The organism is Streptomyces sp. NPDC055189, from assembly GCF_053606765.1.
This window is the reverse complement of the sequence record NZ_JBSGSG010000003.1, coordinates 154,914-178,346: the sequence shown is the minus strand read 5'-3', so window position 1 is coordinate 178,346 and position 23,433 is coordinate 154,914. Positions and strand designations below refer to the sequence as shown.

The 23,433-nt window shown below is 72.4% G+C and carries 19 protein-coding genes; 9 read left to right on the top strand and 10 right to left on the bottom strand.

Annotated features, from left to right (window positions below; translation table 11 throughout):
- Positions 1-17 precede the first annotated feature (17 nt).
- Positions 18-944 carry a LysR family transcriptional regulator gene (locus tag ACWFR3_RS04020; RefSeq protein ID WP_453732956.1) on the bottom strand — a complete coding sequence of 309 codons (927 nt, stop codon included), beginning with the start codon at positions 942-944 and terminating at the stop codon, positions 18-20.
- Between the two features lie 67 nt (positions 945-1,011).
- On the opposite strand from ACWFR3_RS04020, the gene ACWFR3_RS04015 reads away from it, so the two are divergent.
- Positions 1,012-1,578, top strand: a complete 567-nt coding sequence (locus ACWFR3_RS04015; RefSeq protein WP_453732955.1) for a cupin domain-containing protein — start codon at positions 1,012-1,014, stop codon at positions 1,576-1,578.
- 112 nt (positions 1,579-1,690) lie between these two features.
- Here the strand turns inward: ACWFR3_RS04015 and ACWFR3_RS04010 are convergent, their stop codons facing one another.
- Positions 1,691-2,896, bottom strand: coding sequence for an ROK family protein (locus ACWFR3_RS04010; RefSeq protein ID WP_453732954.1), 1,206 nt, complete (start codon positions 2,894-2,896; stop codon positions 1,691-1,693).
- A gap of 28 nt (positions 2,897-2,924) precedes the next feature.
- Positions 2,925-4,388 (bottom strand): xylulokinase, encoded by a 1,464-nt coding sequence (gene xylB / locus ACWFR3_RS04005; protein WP_453732953.1) that lies wholly within the window; start codon positions 4,386-4,388, stop codon positions 2,925-2,927.
- Positions 4,389-4,580: 192 nt separating this feature from the next.
- Here xylB and xylA point away from each other — a divergent pair, with 192 nt between their 5' ends.
- Together xylA and ACWFR3_RS03995 are read left to right on the top strand one after the other, a co-directional pair.
- A complete protein-coding gene (gene xylA / locus ACWFR3_RS04000) occupies positions 4,581-5,747 on the top strand; it encodes a xylose isomerase (RefSeq protein WP_453732952.1) in 1,167 nt (388 codons plus the stop codon).
- Between the two features lie 333 nt (positions 5,748-6,080).
- Positions 6,081-6,374 (top strand): hypothetical protein, encoded by a 294-nt coding sequence (locus ACWFR3_RS03995; protein WP_453732951.1) that lies wholly within the window; start codon positions 6,081-6,083, stop codon positions 6,372-6,374.
- Positions 6,375-6,419: 45 nt separating this feature from the next.
- On the opposite strand, the gene ACWFR3_RS03990 is transcribed toward ACWFR3_RS03995, so the two are convergent.
- The 3 genes from ACWFR3_RS03990 to ACWFR3_RS03980 all read right to left on the bottom strand — a co-directional run bounded on the left by ACWFR3_RS03990 (position 6,420) and on the right by ACWFR3_RS03980 (position 12,520).
- On the bottom strand, positions 6,420-7,772 hold the full coding sequence (locus tag ACWFR3_RS03990; RefSeq protein ID WP_453732950.1) for an esterase-like activity of phytase family protein: 1,353 nt from the start codon (positions 7,770-7,772) through the stop codon (positions 6,420-6,422).
- 543 nt (positions 7,773-8,315) lie between these two features.
- Complete coding sequence (locus ACWFR3_RS03985; RefSeq protein WP_453732949.1) at positions 8,316-9,656, bottom strand: SWIM zinc finger family protein; 1,341 nt, start codon at positions 9,654-9,656, stop codon at positions 8,316-8,318.
- Positions 9,653-12,520 carry a DEAD/DEAH box helicase gene (locus ACWFR3_RS03980; protein WP_453732948.1) on the bottom strand — a complete coding sequence of 956 codons (2,868 nt, stop codon included), beginning with the start codon at positions 12,518-12,520 and terminating at the stop codon, positions 9,653-9,655. Before ACWFR3_RS03980 ends, ACWFR3_RS03985 begins: the two co-directional genes overlap by 4 nt.
- A 250-nt stretch (positions 12,521-12,770) precedes the next feature.
- Here ACWFR3_RS03980 and ACWFR3_RS03975 point away from each other — a divergent pair, with 250 nt between their 5' ends.
- From ACWFR3_RS03975 to ACWFR3_RS03965, 3 genes are all read left to right on the top strand, one after another.
- Positions 12,771-13,826 (top strand): acyl-CoA desaturase, encoded by a 1,056-nt coding sequence (locus ACWFR3_RS03975; protein ID WP_453732947.1) that lies wholly within the window; start codon positions 12,771-12,773, stop codon positions 13,824-13,826.
- 141 nt (positions 13,827-13,967) lie between these two features.
- On the top strand, positions 13,968-14,150 hold the full coding sequence (locus ACWFR3_RS03970) for a hypothetical protein (protein ID WP_344522782.1): 183 nt from the start codon (positions 13,968-13,970) through the stop codon (positions 14,148-14,150).
- Positions 14,151-14,342: 192 nt separating this feature from the next.
- Entirely contained in the window at positions 14,343-17,762 is a 3,420-nt protein-coding gene (locus ACWFR3_RS03965; RefSeq protein WP_453732946.1) for a hypothetical protein, read from the top strand.
- 21 nt (positions 17,763-17,783) lie between these two features.
- Here ACWFR3_RS03965 and ACWFR3_RS03960 read toward each other — a convergent pair whose 3' ends face one another.
- Entirely contained in the window at positions 17,784-18,677 is an 894-nt protein-coding gene (locus tag ACWFR3_RS03960) for a hypothetical protein (protein WP_453732945.1), read from the bottom strand.
- Positions 18,678-19,167: 490 nt separating this feature from the next.
- Complete coding sequence (locus ACWFR3_RS03955; protein WP_453732944.1) at positions 19,168-19,446, bottom strand: hypothetical protein; 279 nt, start codon at positions 19,444-19,446, stop codon at positions 19,168-19,170.
- A 100-nt stretch (positions 19,447-19,546) separates the two neighbouring features.
- Between ACWFR3_RS03955 and ACWFR3_RS03950 the strand changes: the two genes are divergently transcribed.
- Entirely contained in the window at positions 19,547-20,452 is a 906-nt protein-coding gene (locus ACWFR3_RS03950; RefSeq protein WP_453732943.1) for an oxygenase MpaB family protein, read from the top strand.
- On the opposite strand, the gene ACWFR3_RS03945 is transcribed toward ACWFR3_RS03950, so the two are convergent.
- On the bottom strand, positions 20,441-20,962 hold the full coding sequence (locus ACWFR3_RS03945) for a PadR family transcriptional regulator (protein ID WP_453732942.1): 522 nt from the start codon (positions 20,960-20,962) through the stop codon (positions 20,441-20,443). The genes ACWFR3_RS03950 and ACWFR3_RS03945 overlap by 12 nt on opposite strands.
- 135 nt (positions 20,963-21,097) lie before the next feature.
- On the opposite strand from ACWFR3_RS03945, the gene ACWFR3_RS03940 reads away from it, so the two are divergent.
- Positions 21,098-21,850 carry an alpha/beta fold hydrolase gene (locus tag ACWFR3_RS03940; RefSeq protein WP_453732941.1) on the top strand — a complete coding sequence of 251 codons (753 nt, stop codon included), beginning with the start codon at positions 21,098-21,100 and terminating at the stop codon, positions 21,848-21,850.
- On the opposite strand, the gene ACWFR3_RS03935 is transcribed toward ACWFR3_RS03940, so the two are convergent.
- On the bottom strand, positions 21,847-22,446 hold the full coding sequence (locus ACWFR3_RS03935; protein ID WP_453732940.1) for a class I SAM-dependent methyltransferase: 600 nt from the start codon (positions 22,444-22,446) through the stop codon (positions 21,847-21,849). The genes ACWFR3_RS03940 and ACWFR3_RS03935 overlap by 4 nt on opposite strands.
- Positions 22,447-22,597: 151 nt before the next feature.
- On the opposite strand from ACWFR3_RS03935, the gene ACWFR3_RS03930 reads away from it, so the two are divergent.
- On the top strand, positions 22,598-23,371 hold the full coding sequence (locus ACWFR3_RS03930; RefSeq protein WP_453732939.1) for an MHYT domain-containing protein: 774 nt from the start codon (positions 22,598-22,600) through the stop codon (positions 23,369-23,371).
- The last annotated feature ends 62 nt before the right edge of the window (positions 23,372-23,433 follow it).

Genomic DNA, 23,433 nt, shown 5'->3' with positions numbered 1-23,433 from the left:
CTCCCCCTACTGGAGACTCAAGCTCCGTCGCCAATGGGGACAGAGTGCAGCGTTTCTTGCTTGCTCACCGGTTTCAGGACCGCGAGCAGATGCTGGATCGCGGGGGACAGCGGCCCCGCCCGCACGGCGAGGCTGACGGCCGAGCGCGCGCCGAGCAGCGGACGAAAGGCGATACGGCGGGCCGGGGGCAGTTCACCCACGATGTCGAAGACGGTCCAGGACGCAGCGCCGCCCGCTGCGTCCGTGGCGATCGCCGCCAGAGTCTCTTGCAAGGTGGTGAAGTGCGGTCCCGCCGGTACGTCGACGGCCGAGTCCCGCAGCAGCCCCGTCACCAGATCGTGAAACGCGGGATTGCGGTCCCGTGGCGCCAATCGCAGCGGCAGACCCGAGAGATCGGCGGGCTCGAGGCGGGGCAGGGCTGTCAGCGGATGCGTCACGGGCAGCGCGACGAACAGCGGATTGTCCCAGACCCGCACCGTCGTCAGGCCCGGCAGCGGCCCGTCGCCCCGGACGAGCGCGGCATCCAACTCGCCGCTCCGTAGTGCGTCGATACGCCGCTCACGGGCGTCCTGGACCAACCGGACCCGAAGCCCCGGAACCCGGTCGGCCAGCGCGTCGAGTGCCGGATGCACCCGTTCCGCGAACGCCCTGGCGGTACCGAGCCGCAGCACACCCTGCTCGCCGGAGACGATCTCGGCGGCCACCTGGCCCACGTGCGCGGCGGCGGCCAAGGCGGCCCGTGCCTCCGGCAGCAGCCGTTCCCCGGCAGCGGTCAGACCCACTCGACGGGTGGTCCGGTCGAAGAGGCGTACGCCCAGCTCCCGTTCCAGACGGGCGATCTGCTGGCTCACCGAGGCCTGCACGACGTGCAGCCGCCCGGCCGCCCGGCCGAAGCCGCCCTCGTCCGCGACCGTCACGAAGTACTCGAGCTGTCGAAGCTCCATGCAGGCGCCCCTCCCGCGATCAGTCCGCACCCTCGCCCATTCATCAGCGCAAGTGATCACTGTCTTCATGAACGGCTTCTTGGACGCGCTGAGTTCCCGCGATGGACTGGCCTTCACGCACACGATCACGACCACCACCACGGCACCGGAGGAGTACGAGATGGAGCGCACCCCGCAGGCCCTGATCGTCCACGAACGAGACGCGGAAGAAGTGCCCTTGCCCGGAGGCGGCCGGTTCCGGCTGCTGGAGGACAGCCGGGCGACCGGCGGTCTTCTGGGCGCCAACCGGCTCGCCCTGCCCGCCGGCGCCGACGGCACGCGTCCGCACCACCACCGCCTGTCCACAGAGCTCTTCCATGTGCTCGACGGAACCATGGAGTTCCTGCTCGACGGCGCCGTGACGGCCGTGGGCAAGGGCGGTCTGATCGTGGTGCCGCCCGGCACGGTGCACGCCTTCGGAGCGTCGGCCGACGGCCCGGCGGAGTTCTTCGCCGTGCTCACTCCGGGGATCGAACGGTTCGGCTACTTCCGCCAGCTGGGGCGCATCGCGCGAGGCGAGGCAGGCTGGGACAGCATGGACGAACTGCACGACAAGTACGACGTGCACTTCGTCGGGGGACCGCAGTGGCGCTGACGAGGGGAGAGTCCCCGGAATCGGTGCACAGGGAGTCGGCCTGCAGACAGACGGACCATAAGAAGAGGCCCAACAGCCACGTGGTGCGCCGCGGACGGACAGAGAGGCGCCGCTAGCCGGCCGCCCCCGCCGGATCGTCGAGCACCGCCCGTACGACCGAGTGCGCGGCCCCCAGCAGCGGGCCGTCGGACCCCAGCCCGGAGACCGCGACATCGCAGGTCGTGCCCGCCGTGCGGCCCCTCAACTCGCCCTCCAGCGACGGCAGCAGCCAAGGAGCGAGCCGCGACAGGGCCCCGCCGAGCACCACCGACCGGGGATCGAGCAGATTCACCGCGCCGGTGAGCGCGATGCCCAGTGCGGCCCCGGCATCCTGCAGTGCCCTGCGTACGTCCTCATCGCCCCGCGCGGCGCGCTCCGCAAGGAGCCCGACACGATCGGCGCCCGGATCGAGGCGTGCCGCGCGCAACACGGCTTCCTCGCCCGCGTACTGCTCCAGGCAGCCGCGGCCGCCGCACGGACACGCCGGGCCGTCCGGCCACACCGGCACATGCCCCAGCTCGCCCGCGAAGCCACGGGTCCCGCGCAGCAGCAGCCCGTCGACGACCAGGGCGGCGCCGATACCGATCTCCGCCGATACGTGGAGGAAGTCCTGCGGTACCTCGTGGCCGAGCCACAGCTCGGCCAGGGCGCCGAAGTTGGCTTCGTTGTCCACCGCCAGCGGCAGCCCGCCCGGAAGCAGTGCGCCGAGATCGACGTCCTGCCAGTCGAGGTTGGGCGCCCGGACCACCGTCGCCGTGCCGCGGGCGACGAGGCCCGGTACGGCGATGGCCAGTCCGGCCGGGCGCAGACCTGCCTGGCGGGCCTCGTCGCTCACCTGCCCGATCAGCGCGACGAGTTCCTCGATGACCGGTCCGGGGGCGCGTCCCCGGTTGTCGCCCTGGCGCACGGCACGCGCGCGTACCTCTCCGCGCAGGTCGACCGCGCACACCGAGAGATGGTCGACGCCCACTTCGGCGCCGATGCCGGCCGGTCCGCTCCCGCTGACCGCGAGCGCGGATCCGGGGCGCCCCACCTTGTTGCCGGGGCGCTCGGGGCCCAGCTCGTCCAGGAGCCCGGAGCGGATCAACTCGTCCACCAGGGTCGAGACGGCGGCCCGCGTCAGCCCGATCCGGGTGGCCACGGCGGCACGGGACAGCGGCCCGTGCGCCGCCACGGCGTGCATGACGCGCGCGAGGTTGCGGCGGCGCATCCCCTGCTGGGTGTCGGGCAGCGGAGCTCCGGTCGTCCCCCGGCGCGCGTCGTGCGGTGGTGCGGTCATGCCCCCGTCAGTCCCTGTTCTTCCGTCCTCACGGCCGTTGGTCCTCCTGGCCGGTGGCGCCGATCAGCGGCGCCGCGTCGGAGACTACCCCGGCGATCCGGGCGAGCGCCGATTCGTCCCGCTCCACAGGGGGCAGTACGGGCCCCTCGGCCGTACCCCAGCGGCGTGCGACAGCCGCGGGATCCTCGCCCGTGAGGAGGCCGGCGGCCTGGGCGGCGGCGCCGAGCGCGACCAGTTCCTTCGCCTCGGGTACCTGAACGGCTCGTCCGGACAATCGCCGCACGGTGTCCTGCCAGGCCGTGCCACGTGCCCCGCCGCCGATGAGCAGGAGCGGAGCCGAACGGTCCGCGTCCGTGTCCAGGACGAGGTCGAGGGCGCCGAGCAGCGAGTGCACGGCCCCGTCGTAGGCAGCCTGCAGCACCTGTCCCGGGGTCGTGTCGTGCTGCAGCCCGTGCAGCAGCCCCGAGGCGTGCGGAAGGTCAGGGGTGCGCTCGCCGTCCAGGTAGGGCAGCAGAGTGACGGCGCCGCCCGCCTCCACCGCCTCTCGATCGAGGCTGAGGAGTGCGGCCACCCGGTCCACGGCCTGGGTGCAGTTGAGGGTGCAGGCCAGCGGCAGCCAGTCGCCGCGTGCGTCGGCGAACCCGGCCACCGTCCCCGTCGGGTCCGCGGGGCGCCTGCCGGAGACCGCGTAGACGGTGCCCGACGTTCCCAGGCTCAGCACCGGGGTGCCGGGGAGCAGGCCGAGTCCGAGCGCGGCCGCCGCGTTGTCGCCGGTGCCGGGGGCGACCAGCGTGCCCTTGGAGAAGGGCAGTTCGCCGCCTGTGCGCACGGTGCCGGCGACCTCGCCGGGGCGGACCACGCGCGGCAGGAGTTCGGGGTCCAGGCCCACCAGTCCCAGGATCTCCTCGTCGTACGCCTCTGTCCCCGATGCCCACCACCCCGTGCCGGAGGCGTCGCCCCGGTCGGTCGTGCCGGATCCCGTGAGGCGTTCGGTGAGGTAGTCGTGGGGGAGTCGCACGGCCGTGGTGGCACGGGCTGCTTCGGGCTCGTGCTCGCTGAGCCAGGCCCACTTGGTCACCGTGAAGGAGGGCCCCGGCACGCTGCCGACGCGCTCGGCCCACGCCTTCGGGCCCCCCAGGCGGTCCACCAACGAGCGGGCCTGCTCCGCCGAGCGCACGTCGTTCCACAGCAGCGCGGGCCGCACCGGCCTGGACTGCGCGTCCAGCGTGACGAGCCCGTGCTGCTGCCCGCCGACCGAGACTGCGGCGGCCTCGCGTGCCGCGTCGCCGCACTGATCGAGCGCCGAGCGCAGGGCGTTCCACCACTCCTCGGGGTCGCTCTCGCGGGCGGTGCCCGAGCTGACGCGGTGCGGGGCCTGACCGCTTGCCACCACCCTGCCCGTGGCGGCGTCGACGACCAGGACCTTGGTGGACTGCGTGGAGCTGTCCACGCCGACGACGAGGGGCCCGTCGGCTGCTGGCGCTGATGACATCGGGGGTCTCCGTTCCCGCGGCTCTTTCCGGGCTCGCCCGGACTTCTTTCCGTCCGACCTTCCCAGGGATGCTTCCGGATACTAATTTGTTAAGTGCCATGACGAAATAGTCGCGGCAGATGCACATCCATGGGCACGCAGGGTGCCCGCGTCGGCCGCACGGCCGTGCACCAGTCATCCAGGGAGCCGCACATGTCGTACCAACCCACTCCTGAGGACAAGTTCACCTTCGGCCTGTGGACCGTCGGCTGGCAGGGAAGGGACCCGTTCGGCGACGCCACAAGGGAGGCCATCGACCCGGCCGACTCCGTGCGTCACCTGGCCGAACTGGGTGCCTACGGAGTGACCTTCCACGACGACGACCTGATCCCCTTCGGCGCTTCGGACACCGAGCGCGAGTCGCACATCAAGCGATTCCGCCAGGCGCTCGACGCGACGGGCCTCGTCGTGCCGATGGCGACCACCAACCTCTTCACCCACCCCGTCTTCAAGGACGGCGGCTTCACCGCCAACGACCGGGACGTGCGCCGCTACGCGTTGCGCAAGACGATCCGCAACATCGACCTCGCGGTGGAACTGGGCGCCCAGACCTACGTCGCGTGGGGCGGCAGGGAAGGCGCGGAGTCCGGCGGGGCCAAGGACGTGCGTGTGGCGCTCGACCGCATGAAGGAGGCCTTCGACCTGCTCGGCGACTACGTCACGGAGCAGGGCTACGACCTGCGCTTCGCGATCGAGCCCAAGCCGAACGAGCCGCGCGGCGACATCCTGCTGCCCACCGTCGGGCACGCCCTGGCCTTCATCGAGCGCCTGGAGCGCTCCGAACTCTTCGGCGTCAACCCCGAAGTGGGCCACGAGCAGATGGCCGGCCTCAACTTCCCGCACTCCATCGCCCAGGCCCTGTGGGCGGGCAAGCTCTTCCACATCGACCTCAACGGCCAGACCGGCATCAAGTACGACCAGGACCTGCGCTTCGGCGCGGGCGACGTGCGCAGCGCCTTCTGGCTGGTCGACCTCCTGGAGAGGGGCGGTTACGAGGGACCGCGGCACTTCGACTTCAAGCCGCCGCGCACGGAGGACTACGCGGGCGTGTGGGCGTCGGCGTCCGGCTGCATGCGCAACTACCTCATCCTCCGGGAGCGCGCTGCCGCCTTCCGCGCCGACCCGGAGGTCCAGGCGGCCCTGCGGGCATCCCGCCTGGACGAGTTGTCCCTGCCGACCGCCGAGGACGGCCTGTCCGGGCTGCTCGCCGACCGCAGCGCCTTCGAGGACTTCGACGTGACGGCCGCCGCCGACCGCGGCATGGCCTTCGAGCACCTCGACCAGCTGGCCATGGATCACCTGCTGGGGGCGCGGGGCTGACCGGAGGCGCTTACTCCGGAGGCATCAACTTTCGCACAGGGGTCGCATCTTGACCCTTTCGAGGCGACTCTTGACGGTATGGCCATGCCGCCCGTACCGCCGCCGCCCTCTCCTCCGCCGGGTGACCCGCCGCCTCCGGGCGACGGGGGCTTCGGCCCGCCGGGGGGAGGGTACGGCCCGCCTCCCGGGGGCGGGTACGGGCCGCCGCCGGACGGCGGGGGATGGCCTCCTGGCGGCGGCGGTGTACCTCCCGGCGGAGGCGGGGTGCCCCCTGGCGGGTGGCCGCCTCAGCCGCCGCCGGGAGGGCCGTCGGGGCGGAGCAGGGGGTTCGTCGTGCTCGCCGTGCTCGTGGCGATCGGTGCCGTCGTCGCGGTGTTCCTGGTCGTCAGCAGCGGCGACGGCTCCGGCGACGACAAGGGCCCCTCCGAGAGCAGCAAGAGCCCGGACGGCAAGCCCACCCCGTCGCTGAGCATCCCGTCGAAGATTCCTTCGGAGCTCCCTTCCGAACTCCCCTCCGAGGTGCCCTCGGAAGTGCCTTCGAACCTGCCCACCGACCTGCCGTCGGACTTCCCCAGCGATCTGCCGAGCGACCTGGATCTCCCCGATCCCGTCACGCACGGACAATGAGAGCTCTTGTACGGACAATGAGGGCTCTTTAATGAGGGCTCTCGTTCAGATGCCCTTCGGCAGCCGTACGTACGTCACCGTGGTCTCCGCGTTGCTGTCCACGAGCCGGCCGTCCTTGTCGAAGGCCCCCGCCCCGTCCGTCATCCCGAAGTCGTTGTCGTTGATCAGGGCGAGGGTGTGACTGTTCACGCGGGCCACGCCTTCGATCTTGTCGGGAACACCGTCGAGGCCGCCCAGGTCGACCAGAAGACGCTTCTTGAGGACCGGCACTCCGGAGGCCGCCGGATCGTCGAGCTGCTCCAGGGAAGGCCTCGTGGCGGCGTCGTCCCAGCGCTCGCCCAGGATGTCGGCCCGGCGGTCCAGCTTCACCGTCTGCAGCCGCGCGGCCTTGTCGGTGCGCTCCTCCACGAGGAGCCGGTCACGGCCGACGGCCACCACGGAGGAGATCTTCAGCTCGGACGTGTCGTCCTCGCCCGGGTCGACGACGCCCACCGCGTCGAAGCGGTAGGCGTACTCGGCGGTGACCGCCTGCTTCTTCGGCGAGAAGCGCAGCAGCCGCGCCGTCCGTGACGCTTCACCCGCGTCCTCGTCGGGGAGAGACAGCGGGCTCTGCACCGCCATCACCAGGTCACCGCCAGGCAGCTGGGCGAGCCCCTCGAAGCCGCGGTTGCCCTTGCGGTGCAGCAGCACGCCGGGCAGTGCCTCGACGACCGGATAGTCGGCACCCGACAGCTTCAGCCCCAGGGGGACGTAGCGCTTGAGCACCTTCCCGTGCGCGGAGACGTGGACGAGCGAAGGACCGTACTCGTCGACCAGCCAGAAGCTGCCGTCCTGCGCCCGCACGATGCCCTCGGTGTCCAGGCCGTTCGGGTCGTACGTCAGCGCCGTCTTCGCGTCGTAGGTGTACGGCGCCTCGTCACGCCCCTCCTGGTTGGGCAGCCCGGTGACGGGCTTCCCGGACGACGTCGTCAGGGGGAGCGCGTCGACGACCTTCACGGTGTCACCGGCCACGCGGACCTTCACGATCGCCGGATCGAAACCGGGGACGGGGAAAGTGCGCCGCTTCTTGCCGTCCACCTTGATCTGCCCGTTGGGCCCCCGGTCGGTGACCGTCCAGAACTCGCCCTTGCGGCCCGCCGGGTAGATGTCGCTGCCTATGCCGCCGAGATCCACACCGCGGTCGTCCTGCACCGTCCCGGGCAGCAGGGAGTTGCTGAAGGTGCCCAGGGGGACCTCGCCCAGCGTCGCCGTCGAGGTGATCCGGGCCGTCTTCTCCTTGCCGCCGGTCTGGGCGCCCGTGGCGGTCCCGGTCACCGCGATCGCGGCGAGCACGGCGAGGGGCACACCCGCGGCGACGGAACGGCGGACGCGACGCTTACGGGCGGCGTGCGGGGACATGGGTGCCTCCTGGGGCGCAAATGTTCGGTGACAGCGATCAGACTTCGCCGTCGCCGCGAACACAGGGAGGCAGAGAGGTGAACGTGAGGGGGCATGCTGACGGCGCCTCCAGCGAGGGGCAGGAGGCGCCGCCGTCACCCACAGGCCGGTCAGCGGTAGTTGGGCGCCTGGCCCTTCTCTTCCCCCTTCGTGTGGATCGCGCTGACGCTCTCAATCACTCCGGGGCCCTGTGGGGCGGGGGAGTCCAGTCGCGGTAGGCACCCCCTGAACCGGTGTGATCCACACTCGCGGATGTCATGCCCGCGCTCAATCGCTGGTCAGAGGGAGTGCCCGCGCCGGTGTTCCCGGCGTGTGCGGGAGCGGCATGGATGCGCCGGTGGTCGCGGTGCGCATTCCGGCCGGAAGGCGCGCTTCGGGGGCGTGAAGGCGCCGGGGGCGCGAACGCCTCCCTGCGGGCTGGGGGCTGCGGGCTGCGGCTGTGGTCGAGCCGTCTTCCCGGGTCCGGTGCGGGCGCGCGGGGAGCCCGCACCGGACCTGCCTGCCCTATTCGCCGCCGGTCGCCACGGCCAGTGCCGTCGCGGGGTCGTGGGCCGCGGGGCCGGCCGGGGCCCAGCGCCCGCGCTCCTTGCGGTAGGGCCACCAGCGGCCGTCGGCCCCGTGCCGCAGTTGTGCATCACTGCCGACCACGGTCCAGCGGTTGCGGGCCGCGCGCAGCCGCGGTCGCTCGTCCTCGTCCCAGGCCGCGTCCAGCGCCGCACGCGCGCGTGCCAGCGCGTCCGCCTCGGGGGTCCACTCCTCCTCAAGGACGGACAGCGCGGCCGGGCCTCCGTACTCCCAGGCACGCACGGCAAGGGCGAGCCCCTCCCGGCCGCGGCCGGCGGCGGCCGAGAGGCGCGCGGCCACCGCCGCGGGAGCCGCGGCGGCGAGGCGCACGGCATCCTCCTCCGGCGTCAGTTCCCTCTCGACCGGCTGCCGGTCGTGCCCGGGGGAGAGCGCCTCGGCCAGCATCCGGTGCGCCCCGGCGGCGGCCTGTGCCGCCAGGAACTCCAGTGCCGTCACATCGAGACCGGGCGCGGGCTCCGCCTCCGTGTCGAGCGCGGGCGGCAGACCCGGCTCAGGCGGCAGCGGAGGCAGGTCGGGCAGCGGGGGCAGGATGGTTCCCTCCGCGTACGCCTCGTGGGCGTCCACGCCCTCCAGGGCCCCCTCCTGCTCGTCCGCGGGCGTTTCCTCGGCCTCCGCCTGCGCCACACTGCGTACTTGCAGCTCGTCGAGGAGCTCGCGCTCGGCACGGCCGCGCATCAGGAACAGCACGAACGGATCCTGGTCGAGCAGCCGGGCCACCTGGTAGCAGAGCGCGGCGGTGTGCCCGCAGTGGTCCCACGCGTTGCAGTCGCACTGTGGCTCCAGATCGCCGATGCCCGGCAGGAGTTCGACACCCGCCGCTGACGCGTCCTCCACCAGATGCGGCGGCATCTCGCGGTCGAGCAGCGCCGCGATGTGCCCGGCCCGCTCGACGGCCATGCCCAGGAAACGGTCCCAGTCGTCTTCGCCGAGCTGCTGCAGCAGGACGTCGGAGCGGTGCGGGGTGCCGTCACGGTCCTTGACGACCGCCGTGATCCGTCCGGGGCGCACCGAGACCGCGCCGACGGCCCCCGCGCGCGCGAGCCTGCGTCCCGCCTTCAGCTGTGCGAGGTCCAGCGCCGTGTCCTCGAGCGCCTTCAGCCAGGCCTGGCCCCACCAGGTCTGCGCGAAGCCCCGCCCGTGCGCGGGTGGCAGCGCGGCGAAGGTGCGCTCGTGCTCGTACGCGCCCTCTCCGTGCGGCCCGTCCGCCTGATATCCGTCCGCGTGTGTGTCGCCGTTCGGCTCGTCGTACATGTCGCTCATCGCGTCCCCCCTCGCAGCTCCACCAGATCCGACAGTTCGGCGTCGGTGAGTTCCGTCAGTGCCGCCTCGCCGGAACCGAGCACCGCGTCCGCCAGCTCCCGCTTGCGCAGCAGCATCTCGGCGATGCGGTCCTCGATCGTCCCCTCCGCGATCAGCCGGTGCACCTGCACCGGCTGCGTCTGCCCGATGCGGTAGGCCCGGTCGGTGGCCTGCGCCTCGACGGCGGGGTTCCACCAGCGGTCGTAGTGCACGACGTGCTCGGCGCGTGTCAGATTCAGACCGGTGCCCGCGGCCTTCAACGACAGCAGGAAGACCGGGACTTCGCCTTCCTGGAAGCGCTCCACCATCGCCTCGCGCGCTGCGATGGGGGTGCCGCCGTGCAGGAACTGGGAGGGGGTGCCGCGCGCTGCCAGGTGCTGCTCGATGAGGCGCGCCATCTGGACGTACTGCGTGAAGATGAGCACGCTCGCGTCCTCGGAGAGGATCGTGTCCAGCAGCTCGTCGAGGAGTTCCAGCTTTCCCGAACGGCCCGCGATCCGCGGCTTGTCCTCCTTGAGGTACTGCGCCGGGTGGTTGCAGATCTGCTTGAGTCCGGTGAGGAGCTTGACGATCAGGCCGCGGCGGGAGAAGCCGTCGGCGCCGGAGATCTCCGCGAGGGTCTCGCGCACCACGGCTTCGTAGAGGCCCGTCTGTTCCGTGGTGAGCGACACGGCCCGGTCGGTCTCGGTCTTGGGCGGCAGTTCGGGTGCGATGCCGGGGTCGGACTTGCGCCTGCGCAGCAGGAAGGGGCGTACGAGCTGGCCGAGCCGCTCGGCGGCTGCCGGGTCCGTGCCGCCCTCGACGGCGTGGGCGTAACGGGTGCGGAAGGTGCCGAGTTTGCCGAGCAGGCCCGGTGTGGTCCAGTCGAGGATGGCCCACAGCTCGGAGAGGTTGTTCTCCACGGGGGTGCCGGTGAGTGCCACGCGCGCGCGTGCGCCGATGGTCCGCAGCTGTTTGGCGGTGGCCGAGTAGGGGTTCTTGACGTGCTGGGCCTCGTCGGCGACGACCATGCCCCACGGCGTGTGCGCCAGGCTGTCCGCGTCCAGTCGCATCGTGCCGTAGGTGGTGAGCACGAACTCGCCGTCGGCGAGGTCCTCCAGGCTGCGCCGGGCGCCGTGGAAGCGGCGTACGGGGGTGCCGGGGGCGAACTTCTCGATTTCGCGCTGCCAGTTGCCCATGAGGGACGTGGGGCAGACGACGAGGGTGGGGCCGGCGGACTCGGTGTCCGTCTGACGGTGCAGATGCAGGGAGATGAGGGTGATCGTCTTGCCGAGGCCCATGTCGTCCGCGAGGCAGCCGCCCAGACCCAGGGAGGTCATCAGGGCCAGCCAGTTCAGGCCGCGCAGCTGGTAGTCGCGCAGGTCCGCTGCGAGCGCTGCGGGCTGGCCCACGGGCTCCATTGCCTCGGGGTCCGCGAGGCGTTCGCGCAGGGTGGCCAGCCAGCCCGTGGGCTCGACGTCCACGCGGCGCCCCGCCACTTCGGTCGTGCCCGTCAGAACGGCGCTGAGGGCGTCGATCGGCGTGACCTTGTGGTCCTGCTGTGCGCGGGCGCGCCGGACCTCTTCGGGGTCGATGAGCACCCACTGGTCGCGCAGGCGCACGACGGGACGGTTGGCTTCGGCGAGCCGGTCGAGTTCCTGGCGGGACAGTTGCTGACCGCCCAGCGCGAACCGCCAGTTGAAGGAGAGCAACGCGTCGGCGGAGAGATACGACGGCGTGTCCGACGACAGCTTGTCCGGGTTCTTCGTGTCCTCGTCGGGCGGGCCGATGACCGCGCGGGCGGTCAGATTGCGCGCCAGCTCCCTGGGCCAGTGCACCTCGACACCCGCGGTGGCCAGCAGGCGGGAGCCCTCACCGAGGAGCGAGGTGACCTCTTCGTCGGCGAGCTCGACGGCATCGGGGACGGTGGCCGAGAGCAGCGGTGCGAGCGGCGGCCACGCGCGCGTGGCGCGACGCAGCGCGAGCAGGGCGTCCATCCGTGACCGCGGCCCGAAGCCCTGCCCCGAGGCGCCGGATCCGGCCCACACTTCGGCCGCGTCCGCGACGAGCGAGGGGTCGCTGACGCTGTGCATCTGCAGGACGGCACTGAACGGCAGCCGAGTTCCCTCGGGGTTGTCGGACATCAGGCCGGGCAACTCGACGCGCAGCGAGATCCGTACGCCGGCGTCGTGCCCGGCTGCGACGTCGGTGGCCCAGGGGCGCTGCTCGGGGATGTGCTGCGGTGGCGAAGAGGTGAAGGCCGCAGTGCCCGCCGCCAGCGTCGCGGCGGGAGTGCGCGGCAGTGTGTCGGCCACCGCGTCCAGGAACTGGCGCAGCAGCCGCTCGGGTTCGGGCAGCCGCAGCGGCTCGGAGCCCTCCAGCGGGAGGGCGTGTGCGGCCGGTGGCATCGCGGCGGCGAGGTCGCGCAGCCGGCGCAGGTCGTCGGCGCCCAGCGGGCCCGAACGCCATGCGTCGTGGTCGCTCGGCGTCAGTCCGGGCAGCAGCAGTCCGCGCGCGGCGAGTTGCAGCGCGAGCAGGCCCGCGGTGCCCCAGAACGCGGCCGTCGGGTGCGTTCCTGCCGCGGCACGCGCGCGTGTGAGGACCGGCAGGGCCGCGCGCACCGGGAGCAGCACCGCGGAGACGTCGCTGAGCTGTGCTCCGCCGTCGCCGGGGACCGCGATGGTCAGTTCTTCGACGGCGCCCGCGGAGCACGCGGGCGGCGCGTCTCCGTCGGGGCGCCAAAAAGCGATCCGGCCGGTGCGGGCCGGGTCGGCGGCCACGAACAGCACGGAGCAGCGGGACAGTTCAGAGATCTCGGAGGGTGAGGCGGCAGAGGGCCCGGGCACGGCGATAGCGCATTCCTCAAACTTGACTACTGGGTCTGGAGCGGCCGAGAGTACAGCACGTCACCCCGAAGGCGTGAGCGAACGCGCAGTGATCCGCGTCACGCCTGGGTGCGGGGGTGTAGGTAACCCCCCTCACGCGCGGTGCTGTCCCCCTGCGGAAGACGGGTGAAAGCGCCATGGTTGCCGCAGGTCACGGGCTCATACGTTGTGTCACGTCAGCCCGATCCAGTCAGAGACCGGAGACCTCACCATGTCCCAGGCCGCCGCAGCAGTCGCGGAGCGTTCCCCAGGCACCACTCCAAGGCAGCCCGCCGGGAGCGATTTCGCGCCGCTGCTGCGCACCGTCAAGGAGCAGGGGCTCCTGGGCCGGCGCACCGGCTGGTACGCGCGCACCATCGCGGTCAACGCCCTGGCGCTGGCCGCCGTCGCGACGGGCATGTTCCTCATCGGAGGCTCCTGGTGGGTGCTGCTCCTGGCGCCCGCCCTCGCCGCCCTGTGCGCCCGCACCGCCTTCATAGGCCACGACGCGGGACACTCCCAGATCACCGGCGACCGCGGCGTGAGCCGCGCCATCGGGCTCATCCACGGCAACCTCCTCCTCGGTATGAGTTCGGCCTGGTGGAACGACAAGCACAACCGCCACCACGCCAACCCCAACCACATCGACAAAGACCCCGATGTCGCCGCCGACGTCCTCGTCTGGACCAGCAAGCAGGCCAAGGTCCGCGTGGGCTTTCGGCGCTGGCTCACCCGCAACCAGGCCTGGCTGTTTTTCCCGCTGACACTGCTCCAGGGCGTCGCCATGAAGATCTACGGCTTCCAGGACCTGCGCCGCCAGGCCCCGCGCGAGCGCCTCATCGAGGGCCTGCTCCTGGTGGCGCACCTCGCGGGCTACGTGACGCTGCTGCTCGCCGCGATGCCGCTGGGCCACGCCCTTGCCTTCGCCGCCATCCACCAGGCCCTTTTCGGCCTGCACCTCGGCCTTGCCTTCGCGCCCAACCACAAGGGCATGGAGATGCCCGACCCCCACGGCGAGCGCTGGGGCCATCTCAGCCGCCAGGTCCTGACCTCGCGCAACATCCGCGGCAGCGCCCTGACCGACTGGTTCCTCGGGGGACTCAACTACCAGATCGAGCACCACCTGTTTCCGAGCATGCCCCGCCCCAGCCTGCGCCGCGCCCAGCCCCTGGTCCGCGCCCACTGCGCCGAACTGGGCATGCCCTACACCGAGGCCGGATTCATCGACTCCTACCGTCAGGTGCTGCGCCACATGTACGAGGTCGGCGAGCCGCTGAGGGTCGAGTAGCCGCGCGGGGAGCGGCGCGGCTCAGGGTTGCCTCAGGGTCGCTCCTCAGGGATTCATCAGGGGAGCAGACTGGAACCCTGGGCGGCCCGGGCCCGTTTCTCAAGACAGAGAGCGGCAACAGCCGCGAAGGAGGCGACGCACATGTCGAAGAACGCGAAGATCGCCGCAGGAGGTGTGGCGGCCGGCATCATCCTGCTGATCTGGCTGCCCTGGTGGGCCGCCCTCCTGATCGTGCTGGGAGTCCCGGCCGCGGCCTATCTGACACTCGATCCCGGACAGCGGCGCAGGCTGCGCCGCGTCTCCCGCAAGGAGCTCGGCCACTGACCCGGCACCCCGCAGGGGGCGCCGCACCGGTGAGCAGACGCTCGACGTACAGGGGCTGACGGCCGCTCCGCTCGTGGTCCTGCCCCTGGCGGCTCCGCGAGCGGAAAACCCGTTGCGCCCCCGCAGTTGCCGAGTGATCATTGCGCACATGACTTCCCGAGAGGAGGCCCAGCGATCCTTCGGTGATCGCTGATGGCCGCACACGAGGCGTCGCAGACGCCGTCCACCCAGCCTCAGCCCACTCCCGCGCCGCTGACACCGGCCTGGCTGCAGGCGCACTTCGACCCGCTGCCTTTCCCCGCCCGCATGAGCGCCCTGGCCCGCTATGCGCGAGCACTCACCGCGGACGCCTACGCGACACTCCGCGACTGCCTTGCCGCCGGCACCCCCGACGAACGGCACACCGGGCTTTTTCTCGCCGTCACCCGGCGAGATCTCACCACCATCAGCCGGGCTTTGACCGACCCGCTCCTGCGCCGCCGCGCCCTCGCCGCCGCCATCCGGCTTCCCGTGCCGGACGCGGCCCTGGAACAGCTCGCGTTGAGCGACATCCGGGCGGTGCGCCACGAGACCTACCGCGTCCTGCGCCTCAGTCGCCGCCGCACCCTCGCCGCACGCCTGCTGCCCGAGGTCCACCAACACTTCGGCGCCGGTGACGCCGCGCAGCTCCTGCCCGCATGCCCCGCCGCGACGACCGCCGCATGGCTGCCCCGACTCGATCCGCCCCCGGGCGTCCTGAACGCACTGACCCGCACCGCACCGCTCGCCGTCGCCGAGCTGCTCGCCACCCGCATCGAGGGCCGCGGCGACCGCGACCGTCGCGGCTTCACGGGCCGCTACCGCGCGGTGGCGAGCGCAGCCGCCGAACGCGACCCGGACGCCGGACTGCTGCTCCTGGCACGGGCGCCCGGACTCCTGACACCACGAGCGGCCCGCGCCCTGCTGCGCCGGCCGGCCAGAGTCCTGGACGTCCTGCGCGCGGCCCCACCGAACCAGGACGGCTCTCCCGGCGAACTCCCGCTCGGCGCCGGGGCACTGCCGCCCGCCACGCGGCGCGCCCTGCGCGAACTCCCGCCCGCCGACCTGATGGACCTCGCCCGTCGCTGCCCCGTGACCCAGCCACGCCACCGCGCGCCGGGGCGCCACGACATCGAGCCGGACAGCCTCCTTGCGATGCTGCCCGCACCGGAGCGCCGTCGCGTGGTCGAGGAACGCACCGCCCGCCGCCGGTCGGTGCGAAGCCTGCCCATCGCCGCCCTCACGGCCCTGGCGCCGGCCGACCGGGCGGCGCTCGTCATGCCCCGGGTGGAGCGCTGCTCGAGCCGGGAGTGGACGGCCAGCCGCCTGGCCGTGGCGCTCCCGCTCGCTCTGGGGGAACCGATACTGCGCGACCTGGCCGGGGAGCATCGCATCCACCAGCGCCTGATGGCCTGGCCCGCGTTGCTGGCGTGCGCCGAACTCGAAGGGAACCCGGACGACTTCGCACGGATCGCCGGGGACTGCGAACGGGCCTGGCACGATCAGGAGGAGGTGCGCAGGGCCGCCCTCCAGCAGCTCGCGGGAACACCCCCGCACCTGCTCGCCGCGCTGCCCGACCGGGTCCTGCGGGACGCGACGCTGACCACCGTCCAGTCCCGCGACTCCACCGTCCACACCCTGGCCCCCGCCGAGCGGCTGCTGCGCCGGGCCGCGGAGAGGGCCGCGGCGACGGGCCGACACGACCGCGCCGCCTACGCCACGGAGTTGCTCTGCCACGTCGTGTCCGACCCGCGCAGGCAGCACCCCGTCGCACCCCTGCGCATCGACCAGGAAGCGGCCCGTGCCCTATGGGCCGCGATGCCGCCGACCGCACCAGCGCGCCCCGATCTGCGTACGGCCGTCGCGGAACTCCTCGCCAGGCATCTGACCGCGCTGCCGGAACTCGACGCCCTGGTGCGCGCCCTGGCCCTGGAGTCCGACGATCCCGGCATCGCGGCCCGCGCGGCCGCCGCCTGGGCGGCACCGACAGAACTGCGGGAGCAACGCGCCGCCGAACTGATCGCCCGCGACGCCTCCTTCGCCTCGGTGCCGCTCATCCTGCGCACCCTCGCCACCCGGCGCACCGACCTGCTGGACGCCGTACTGCCCGCAGCAGCCGAGGGCCTCAGCGGCCGCGTACGCCCCCGCGCCGCCGCCTGGGCCCCCGGCCTGCATCCCGGCGTCACCGGCCGCTGGCTGCCCGCACAACGCCGCGCGTGGGACGAACACCACGCGCACGTGGCCGCCGACGAGCCGGCAGCCCTGCGCACCCGCGCCGACGCCGCAGCGCAGGTGCGCGACCCGGCGCTCCTGTCGGCCCTCGCGGAGACGGCACCCCAGCCCGTCGCCGCGGCGGCACTCGGCGCCCTGGGCCACGTCCCCGGTGTGGCCCACGACAGCACACCGCCCGCCACCGAGCCGCTCCTGGACGTCCTGCTCCGGCACGCCGCGACGGGCGGCGTCCGGGGCCGGGCCGCCATGGCATCGGTCCGCCGACTCCTGCACGCGGTGCCGGACTTGCAGGCGGTCGACCTGCTCGCCCCCGTGGCCTGCGCGCCCGATGCACCCGTCGGCTCCCGCAAGGAAGCCGTACGAGCCCTCGGCGCGCTCACCGGTGACGCCGCGTTCGCTGCCCTGGTGGCCGCCTGGGACACCCCGCGCCAACACCGCGACGTACGCGCCGTCGCGGCACGCCACCTCCTGGCCGCGATCGACCGCCCCGCCATCGCCGACCGCCTGGCCCGGGCGGCCGACGAACCCGCCGTACGCGAAGCAGTCGTCCACGCGCGCGTGGGACCCGTGCCCGAATCGGCGCGGGAACCCTACGCGAACTTCCTCGCACGCCTGGTGAGAGAGGGCGACAAAGAAACCGTCGTTGCCGCATGCCGTGCCCTGCCCGCCTGGATCACACCGGATTCGGCCGACGCCATGCGGGCCATCGCCGAGGTCGCCACGGACCCGGCGCGCCGCCGCAGGGAGTGGGCCGCGGCCGCACAGCAGCTGGCCTGCTTCCCCTCGGGGCCGGTCGGTGGGTCCATCCTCACGGCAGTCATCGGCCGGCTCCAGGACCGGGCCGTCACACCGGATCCGCAAGCGCGCGCCGACGTGCTGCGACGCCTCTCGGGCATCGGCGAGGCCTTGAACGTCCGGCGGGGCACGTCCCAGACGCTCCTCATCGCCGACACTCTGGCCCAGTCGATGCAGGCCGTGGGCTTGTACGCCGATGCGGCGGCCCTGGCCTGGGACACGTCGCTGGCGGCCGTCTACCTCGGCGAACACCACACGGGGCGCTGGGAACGGCTCCTGGATCTGGTCGAGGAACGCCCCGAACGGTTGCCCCTGGGGGGCGGGTTCCACCTCGAAGCTCCCACGCCACGCGCGCGTGCCGCCCTGCTCGCCGCCGCCCGTCTGCTGCGCGAGCGGGGGACACCGGTGGCCGGAGTGATGGCGCTCGCGCTGGTGCGCGTCGGCGGCCGGACCACGTCGTGGGACGAGACCTGGTGCGCCGAACTGATGGCCCTTCGCGACCACGCCGACCACGACACGGCCATGGCCGCGTTCCTGCTCGACCCCGACCCCGACCACAACCGCTGACGGGGACAGGGGCGCGGGGGATCAGGCGGGGCGTACGGCTATCTTGTCGAGCGCGTCCAGGAGCCAGGGGAGTTCGGGTCCGCGGCCCACCGGCAGCACCTCGCCGGGCTCCTCGTCCAGGAGCACGAACGCGATGTCGTCGGTTCTGGCGACCATGGACCAGCCAGGGCCGTCGGCACGCAGGATGCGAGCCTCCCCCGAGGCGAAGGACGATCGCACGCGGCCCGGGGGCGGCGGCGTGCTCACATATGCCCGCGCTTCCGCAAGGACGCGACGCACGCCGGTGAGCGGTGCCTCATCACGAGCATCGGGAAGCGGATCGGCCCCAGGGGTTGCGCCCTCCGCCGGGCCGGAAGCCTCGCCCTCCTGAGCCTCGCCCTCCTGAGCCGTGCCCTCCTCGGCACCGTCGCTCAGGAAGTCGCCGTCGTCGATCTGCTCGCGCCACGCCGCCCACTGCAGCGCGATCTCGTCGGCGCCCAGCCGTCGCTGCGCGGGACCCCACGTATCGGACTGCGGAGGCGAGAGCGGCTGCTGGTCCGCCTCCTCGGGCTCGGGATCGTGCGGCGCGGGCACGCCGGGGGCCGCGACGGCGACCGCGAGCGGCCAGCCGGGCAGTCCGGCGACCACCGTGCGCTCGTCGGGCGACAGGTCGTACTCCATGCCGCAGTCCCAGGAGGCGATCGCGACGGCCACGAGTGACACGTCGTCGACGACGACGGTCCACCGGGCGCCGTCCCCGTCCTGACCGAGCACCAGACCGTACCCGTCGGCCAGCGGCGCCAGTCCCAGCGCCGCGCACGCCTCCGGATAGTCGTCACCGAGCACACTCGGGAACTTCGCGGGTGTCAGCAGCACCGCGGTCAGCACGTACAGCGCGTCGTCCTCGGCGGCGACAGCGTCGTCCGTTCCGGCCATGCCAGCCTCCCCATCGCTTCATCCGTCGGCGCACCCTAACCACAGGTCCGGTTGATCGTCGAGGGGGGTGTGACCAGGAGACTCGCTCGTACGCACCGGAAAACTCGCTCGTGGCCCGCGCGCCGGACGCCTACGGTGGGTGTCATGTCCAGTGCCAGAATGCGCTTCGTCTGTCTGCCGTGCCGCGCTTCTTTCAAGAAGGCGGTCGACCACGGACGCTCGCCCGTGGACATCTGCCCCCAGTGCGGCGGCCGGTTGCTCGGCGCCGGCAGCGCACTCGCCGTGCCCAAGCGCCGCGACGCGGCGGCGTGGCGCGCCCTGAGCGTGGTTCTGCTGTCCGGCCTCAGCTTCCGGCAGGGCTGCTGCGGCGACGGCCCCGGCTACCGCCCCCGCACCCCGCGCGAGGTCCGCGAACGCCTCGCGTACGCGGCCGAGACAGGCGCCCCCACCCAAGAGGCGCTGGCCTGCCCCGATCTCACGCACACAGACGTCAGGCGGCAGGCAGGCCGAGGAGCGTACGCGCCACGTCCGTCGGCGACTCGTCGCGTTCCCGGGCGAGGGCGATGACCGCCCGGCAGGCGAGTTCGCTGACGCCGAAGGACAGCGCCTCCGGTGACACCCAGTCCGTTGCTTCGTCCGCTCGCTCCTGGTCGTCATCGGCGCACGCCGCCACGTAGACGGCGGCCGCCTCGAAGAGGTTGTGCGGGCGCCGGTCCTTGCCGCGGACAGCGTCGTCCGTGCGCCACAGTTTGCGGATCTTGTCGATCATGTGGGTCGCCTTCCCCCGGTTCTGTTTACCGCTGATGATCACTCATCTGCCTTACTCCAAAGTAGAGTTGGAGCTCCAAGGACAGAAGGGGGACCGTGGGGTGAAGCGCTATGACCGCCTCAAGGAGATCCGGCGTCTCGACCCCGAGAAGGACGCCCTGACGATCTACCGGCTCACCGCGACGTATGAGTTCCCCTGGGATTACACCCGCGCACTTGAGCTCGCGCTCTACCGCACGTACGCCGTGCCCAGCATCGGCCGGCTCCTCGCCGAGACGGCGGAGCTGACAGACCGTTCGCAGAAGCGGTACGACGACACGGCACTGCTCCTGGACACCGTCGTGGAGCACGGATTCGGCACGGACGAGGGCCGCACCGCGATCCGCCGCATCAACCAGATGCACCGCAGCTACGACATCAGCAACGAAGACATGCGCTACGTGCTGTGCACGTTCGTGGTGATGCCCAAGCGCTGGATCGACGCCTACGGATGGCGCAGGCTGTCGCGCCACGAGACGACCGCTGCCGCCGTCCACTACCGCACCCTGGGCAAGCACATGGGAATCCAGGACATCCCGGACTCCTACGAAGCCTTCGAGGAATGTCTCGATGCCTACGAAGAGGCGCACTTCGCCTGGGACGAAGGCGCGCGCAGGGTCTCCGACGCGACCCTCGATCTCATGGCCTCCTGGTATCCGCGCCCCCTGGCGCCCCTGTTGCGCGCCTCGACCCTGGCCCTGCTCGACGAACCCCTCCTGCGTGCGTTCCGCTACGAACCGCCTGGCGCCGCCACCTGCGCGCTGGTCAGGCGCGCGGTGCGGTTGCGCGGCCGCGCCGTGCGCCTGATGCCGCCCCGTGGTGCACCGCACTACGCACGCCAGAACTGGGAGATCAAGGGCTACCCGAAGGGGTATCGGATCGGCGCCCTCGGTACCTTCCCGGCGCCCGGCGTACGGGGCTGCCCGGTCGCGCACACGGACGAATCGGCCGCTACCTCAGCGGAGTGAGCTCAGCGTCGCCCGCAGCCAGGTGAGTTCGGCACGGCTCGTCGCGCGGGCGATGGTGAGGACGCCGCGTCGGAACGGATCGTCCAGGTCCTCGGCGCGCAACGGCTGCTCGCCGTCGTAGAAGAAGCTGGCCGGCTCCTCCAGGAAGGCAAGGCGGCGCTCGAGCACGGCGGCCTGGGCCGCCTTGTCGTCGACGTGACGGAGGAAGGCGAGCACCGTGAACCAGCGGTTCTCGTCGGTGATGTCGCCCTGCTGCGGCTCCGTGAGCCTGCGCCGAAGCTCGCTCCTGCCGTCCTCGGTGAGGCTCAGGACGTGGCGCGGGGCCGCCACGGAGCCGGGCTGCGTCTCGCGGGCCAGCAGGCCAGCCTTCTCCAGCCGTTTGATGGCGGGGTACAGCGTGCTCTCCGCGACGGGCCGCACGTGCCCGGTCAGTGCGGTGATGCGCTTGCGCAGTTCATAGCCGTGCAGGGGCGCGTCGTAGAGGAAACCGAGGATGGCCAGTTCGAGCATGCCGTGCATTCTGCCGCACCTGCGGTGTACATCGATCACGTAATACATCGGTGGCGATGTATTGTCCTCCGCGGAAGTCCCCGGAGGCCCCCGGAAGTGCGGGCGGCCGGGTGTCAGGCGAGTGAGGGAGCGGCGATGCGACAGGCACGGTTCGACGCACAAGGCAGCTGTGTCCGCTGGACGGAGAGCGAAGGGGCCGGTCCGGCCCGGATATACGTGCACGGGCTCGGCGCGGCGTCGACGGTCTATCACGCGCACCTCGCGGCCAGGCCCGAACTGGTCGGCCGCCGATCGCTCTTCGTCGACCTGCCGGGCCACGGCATCAGCGACCGCCCGGCGGACTTCGGCTACACCCTGGAGGAGCACGCCGACGCCCTGGCCGCGGCGCTGGACGAGGCCCGGGTGAGCGGAGCCGAGATCGTCGCGCACAGCATGGGAGGCTCCGTGGCGATCGTGCTCGCGCACCGCCGCGGCGACCTGGTGTCACGGCTGGTCCTCACCGAGGCCAACCTCGACCCCGACCCGGCCGCGACAGCGGGAAGCAGCAACATCGCGGCCTACGAAGAGGAGGACTTCGTCGCCGACGGCCACGCGCGCGTACTCGAAGAGGTCGGCCCTCTGTGGGCGGCGACCATGCGGCTCGCCGACCCCCGCGCCCTGCACCGCAGCGCGACGGGGCTCGTGCGGGGGACACGGCCCACGATGCGCGCGATGCTCATGGAGCTGCCCGTGGAACGCGTCTACCTGCAGGGCGCGCGGAGCGGTGAACTCGCGGGCGCTGAAGAGCTGGTGGCGTCCGGGGTGCGGGTGCTGACCGTGCCGGACGCCGGGCACAACATCATGTTCGACAACGCGGAGGCGTTCGCCTCCGCCGTGGCCGGATGCTAGTCCCGTCGTACGGCCAGTGCGAGGAACCGCGCGTCCTCGTCGACGTAGGAGGTCATGTGCCAGCCCGCACCGGCGAGCAGCGGGCGCAGGTTCGCCTCGGCCCGCAGGTCGTCCGCGGTGATCTGGCGGCCCTGCCGCGCCGCGAGTGCCGCCCGGCCGATCGGGTGGAAGAGGGCGAGGGTTCCTCCGGGGCGCACCACGCGCCGCAACTCCCGCAGGTTCTCGGCCGGGTCGGGCAGGTGGGAGATCAGGCCCGCGCCGAACACGGCGTCGAGCGCCCCGTCGCGCAACGGGAGCCGGGTCACGTCCCCGAGCAGGAGCCGTCCCGCACGGTCCCTGCCCGCCCGTGTGGCGGCCTCCAGCATGGCGGGGGTCAGGTCGATGCCGAGGACGGCTCCCTCGGGTCCTACGGCCTCCCTGAGCGCGGGCAGTGCCCGGCCGGTGCCGCACCCGGCGTCGAGGACGCGACCGCCGGGCCGCAGGCCGAGTTCGGACGCGGCGGCGCGATAGGCGGGCCCGTCGTCGGGGAACCGGTTGTCCCAGTCGGCTGCTCGGGCGGAGAAGAAGTCGCGGACACGCGTGTGGTCATCGCTCATCTGGCCATGATTGCTTAACGACACGCATGCGCGTCGGGGGCACACGTTCGAACGTGATGCGGTCGTTCAGGTTCCCGTCTGCGTCATATTGCAACACCTTTCGAACTGCGCCCCCGTTGTGCGCCCCTGCCCGGACTAGCGTCCCGGAGCCATGGGACACCTGGACCACGCCGCCTTCGGCTGGCTGACCCCCGTGCTGTCGTACGCGATGGCCTGTATCGGCGCCGCTCTCGGGCTGCGCTGCACCGTCCGTGCGCTCGGTGCCACGGGCGCGTCACGCCGCAACTGGCTCATCACCGCGGCCTCCGCCGTCGGCACGGGCATCTGGACGATGCACTTCGTGGCCATGCTCGGCTTCGGAGTCACCGGAACCGAGATCCGCTACGACGTGCCCCTGACGATCCTGAGCCTGATCGTCGCGGTGGCCGTCGTCGGGGTCGGCGTCTTCGCCGTCGGCTACGGCCGTGACCGCGGGCGTGCGCTCGCGGTCGGCGGGCTCACCACCGGGCTCGGCGTCGCGAGCATGCACTACCTGGGCATGGCGGCGCTGCGACTGCACGGCGGCGTGCGCTACGACCCGGTCCTCGTCGGCCTCTCCGTGGTCATCGCCGTCCTCGCCGCGACCGCGGCGCTGTGGGCGGCGCTCAACATCAAGTCACCGCTCGCGGTCGCCGTCGCGTCCCTGGTCATGGGTGGCGCCGTGAGCAGCATGCACTACACCGGAATGTTTGCCGTGAGCGTGCGGGTCACCGAGTCGGGCGCGGCACTGCCCGGAGCCACGACCATGCAGTTCATCTTTCCCCTCGCGGTCGGGCTCGGCTCGTATCTCTTCCTGACCTCGGCGTTCGTCGCGCTGTCCCCGACCTCGGGGGAGCGTGAGGCCTCCGTGGCGGCCCAGCGGCCGGTGGGCGGCGCCGCTGGGTAGCGGCGCACCCGGATCGGGTCACGGTCGTCGGGCGGACACACGCCCCGAAATCTCTTCGAGCG

Excerpts from the sequence above, each read along its gene's own strand:
- ACWFR3_RS03985 (WP_453732949.1), bottom strand. The coding sequence starts at position 9,656 with ATGAGCGACATGTACGACGAGCCGAACGGCGACACACACGCGGACGGA.
- ACWFR3_RS03955 (WP_453732944.1), bottom strand. The coding sequence starts at position 19,446 with ATGATCGACAAGATCCGCAAACTGTGGCGCACGGACGACGCTGTCCGC.
- ACWFR3_RS03945 (WP_453732942.1), bottom strand. The coding sequence starts at position 20,962 with ATGCTCGAACTGGCCATCCTCGGTTTCCTCTACGACGCGCCCCTGCAC.
- ACWFR3_RS03965 (WP_453732946.1), top strand. The coding sequence starts at position 14,343 with ATGGCCGCACACGAGGCGTCGCAGACGCCGTCCACCCAGCCTCAGCCC.
- ACWFR3_RS04015 (WP_453732955.1), top strand. The coding sequence starts at position 1,012 with ATGAACGGCTTCTTGGACGCGCTGAGTTCCCGCGATGGACTGGCCTTC.
- ACWFR3_RS04010 (WP_453732954.1), bottom strand. The coding sequence starts at position 2,896 with ATGACCGCACCACCGCACGACGCGCGCCGGGGGACGACCGGAGCTCCG.
- ACWFR3_RS03975 (WP_453732947.1), top strand. The coding sequence starts at position 12,771 with ATGTCCCAGGCCGCCGCAGCAGTCGCGGAGCGTTCCCCAGGCACCACT.
- xylB (WP_453732953.1), bottom strand. The coding sequence starts at position 4,388 with ATGTCATCAGCGCCAGCAGCCGACGGGCCCCTCGTCGTCGGCGTGGAC.
- ACWFR3_RS03935 (WP_453732940.1), bottom strand. The coding sequence starts at position 22,446 with ATGAGCGATGACCACACGCGTGTCCGCGACTTCTTCTCCGCCCGAGCA.
- ACWFR3_RS03940 (WP_453732941.1), top strand. The coding sequence starts at position 21,098 with ATGCGACAGGCACGGTTCGACGCACAAGGCAGCTGTGTCCGCTGGACG.
- ACWFR3_RS03990 (WP_453732950.1), bottom strand. The coding sequence starts at position 7,772 with ATGTCCCCGCACGCCGCCCGTAAGCGTCGCGTCCGCCGTTCCGTCGCC.
- ACWFR3_RS03930 (WP_453732939.1), top strand. The coding sequence starts at position 22,598 with ATGGGACACCTGGACCACGCCGCCTTCGGCTGGCTGACCCCCGTGCTG.
- ACWFR3_RS03960 (WP_453732945.1), bottom strand. The coding sequence starts at position 18,677 with ATGGCCGGAACGGACGACGCTGTCGCCGCCGAGGACGACGCGCTGTAC.
- ACWFR3_RS03970 (WP_344522782.1), top strand. The coding sequence starts at position 13,968 with ATGTCGAAGAACGCGAAGATCGCCGCAGGAGGTGTGGCGGCCGGCATC.
- xylA (WP_453732952.1), top strand. The coding sequence starts at position 4,581 with ATGTCGTACCAACCCACTCCTGAGGACAAGTTCACCTTCGGCCTGTGG.
- ACWFR3_RS04020 (WP_453732956.1), bottom strand. The coding sequence starts at position 944 with ATGGAGCTTCGACAGCTCGAGTACTTCGTGACGGTCGCGGACGAGGGC.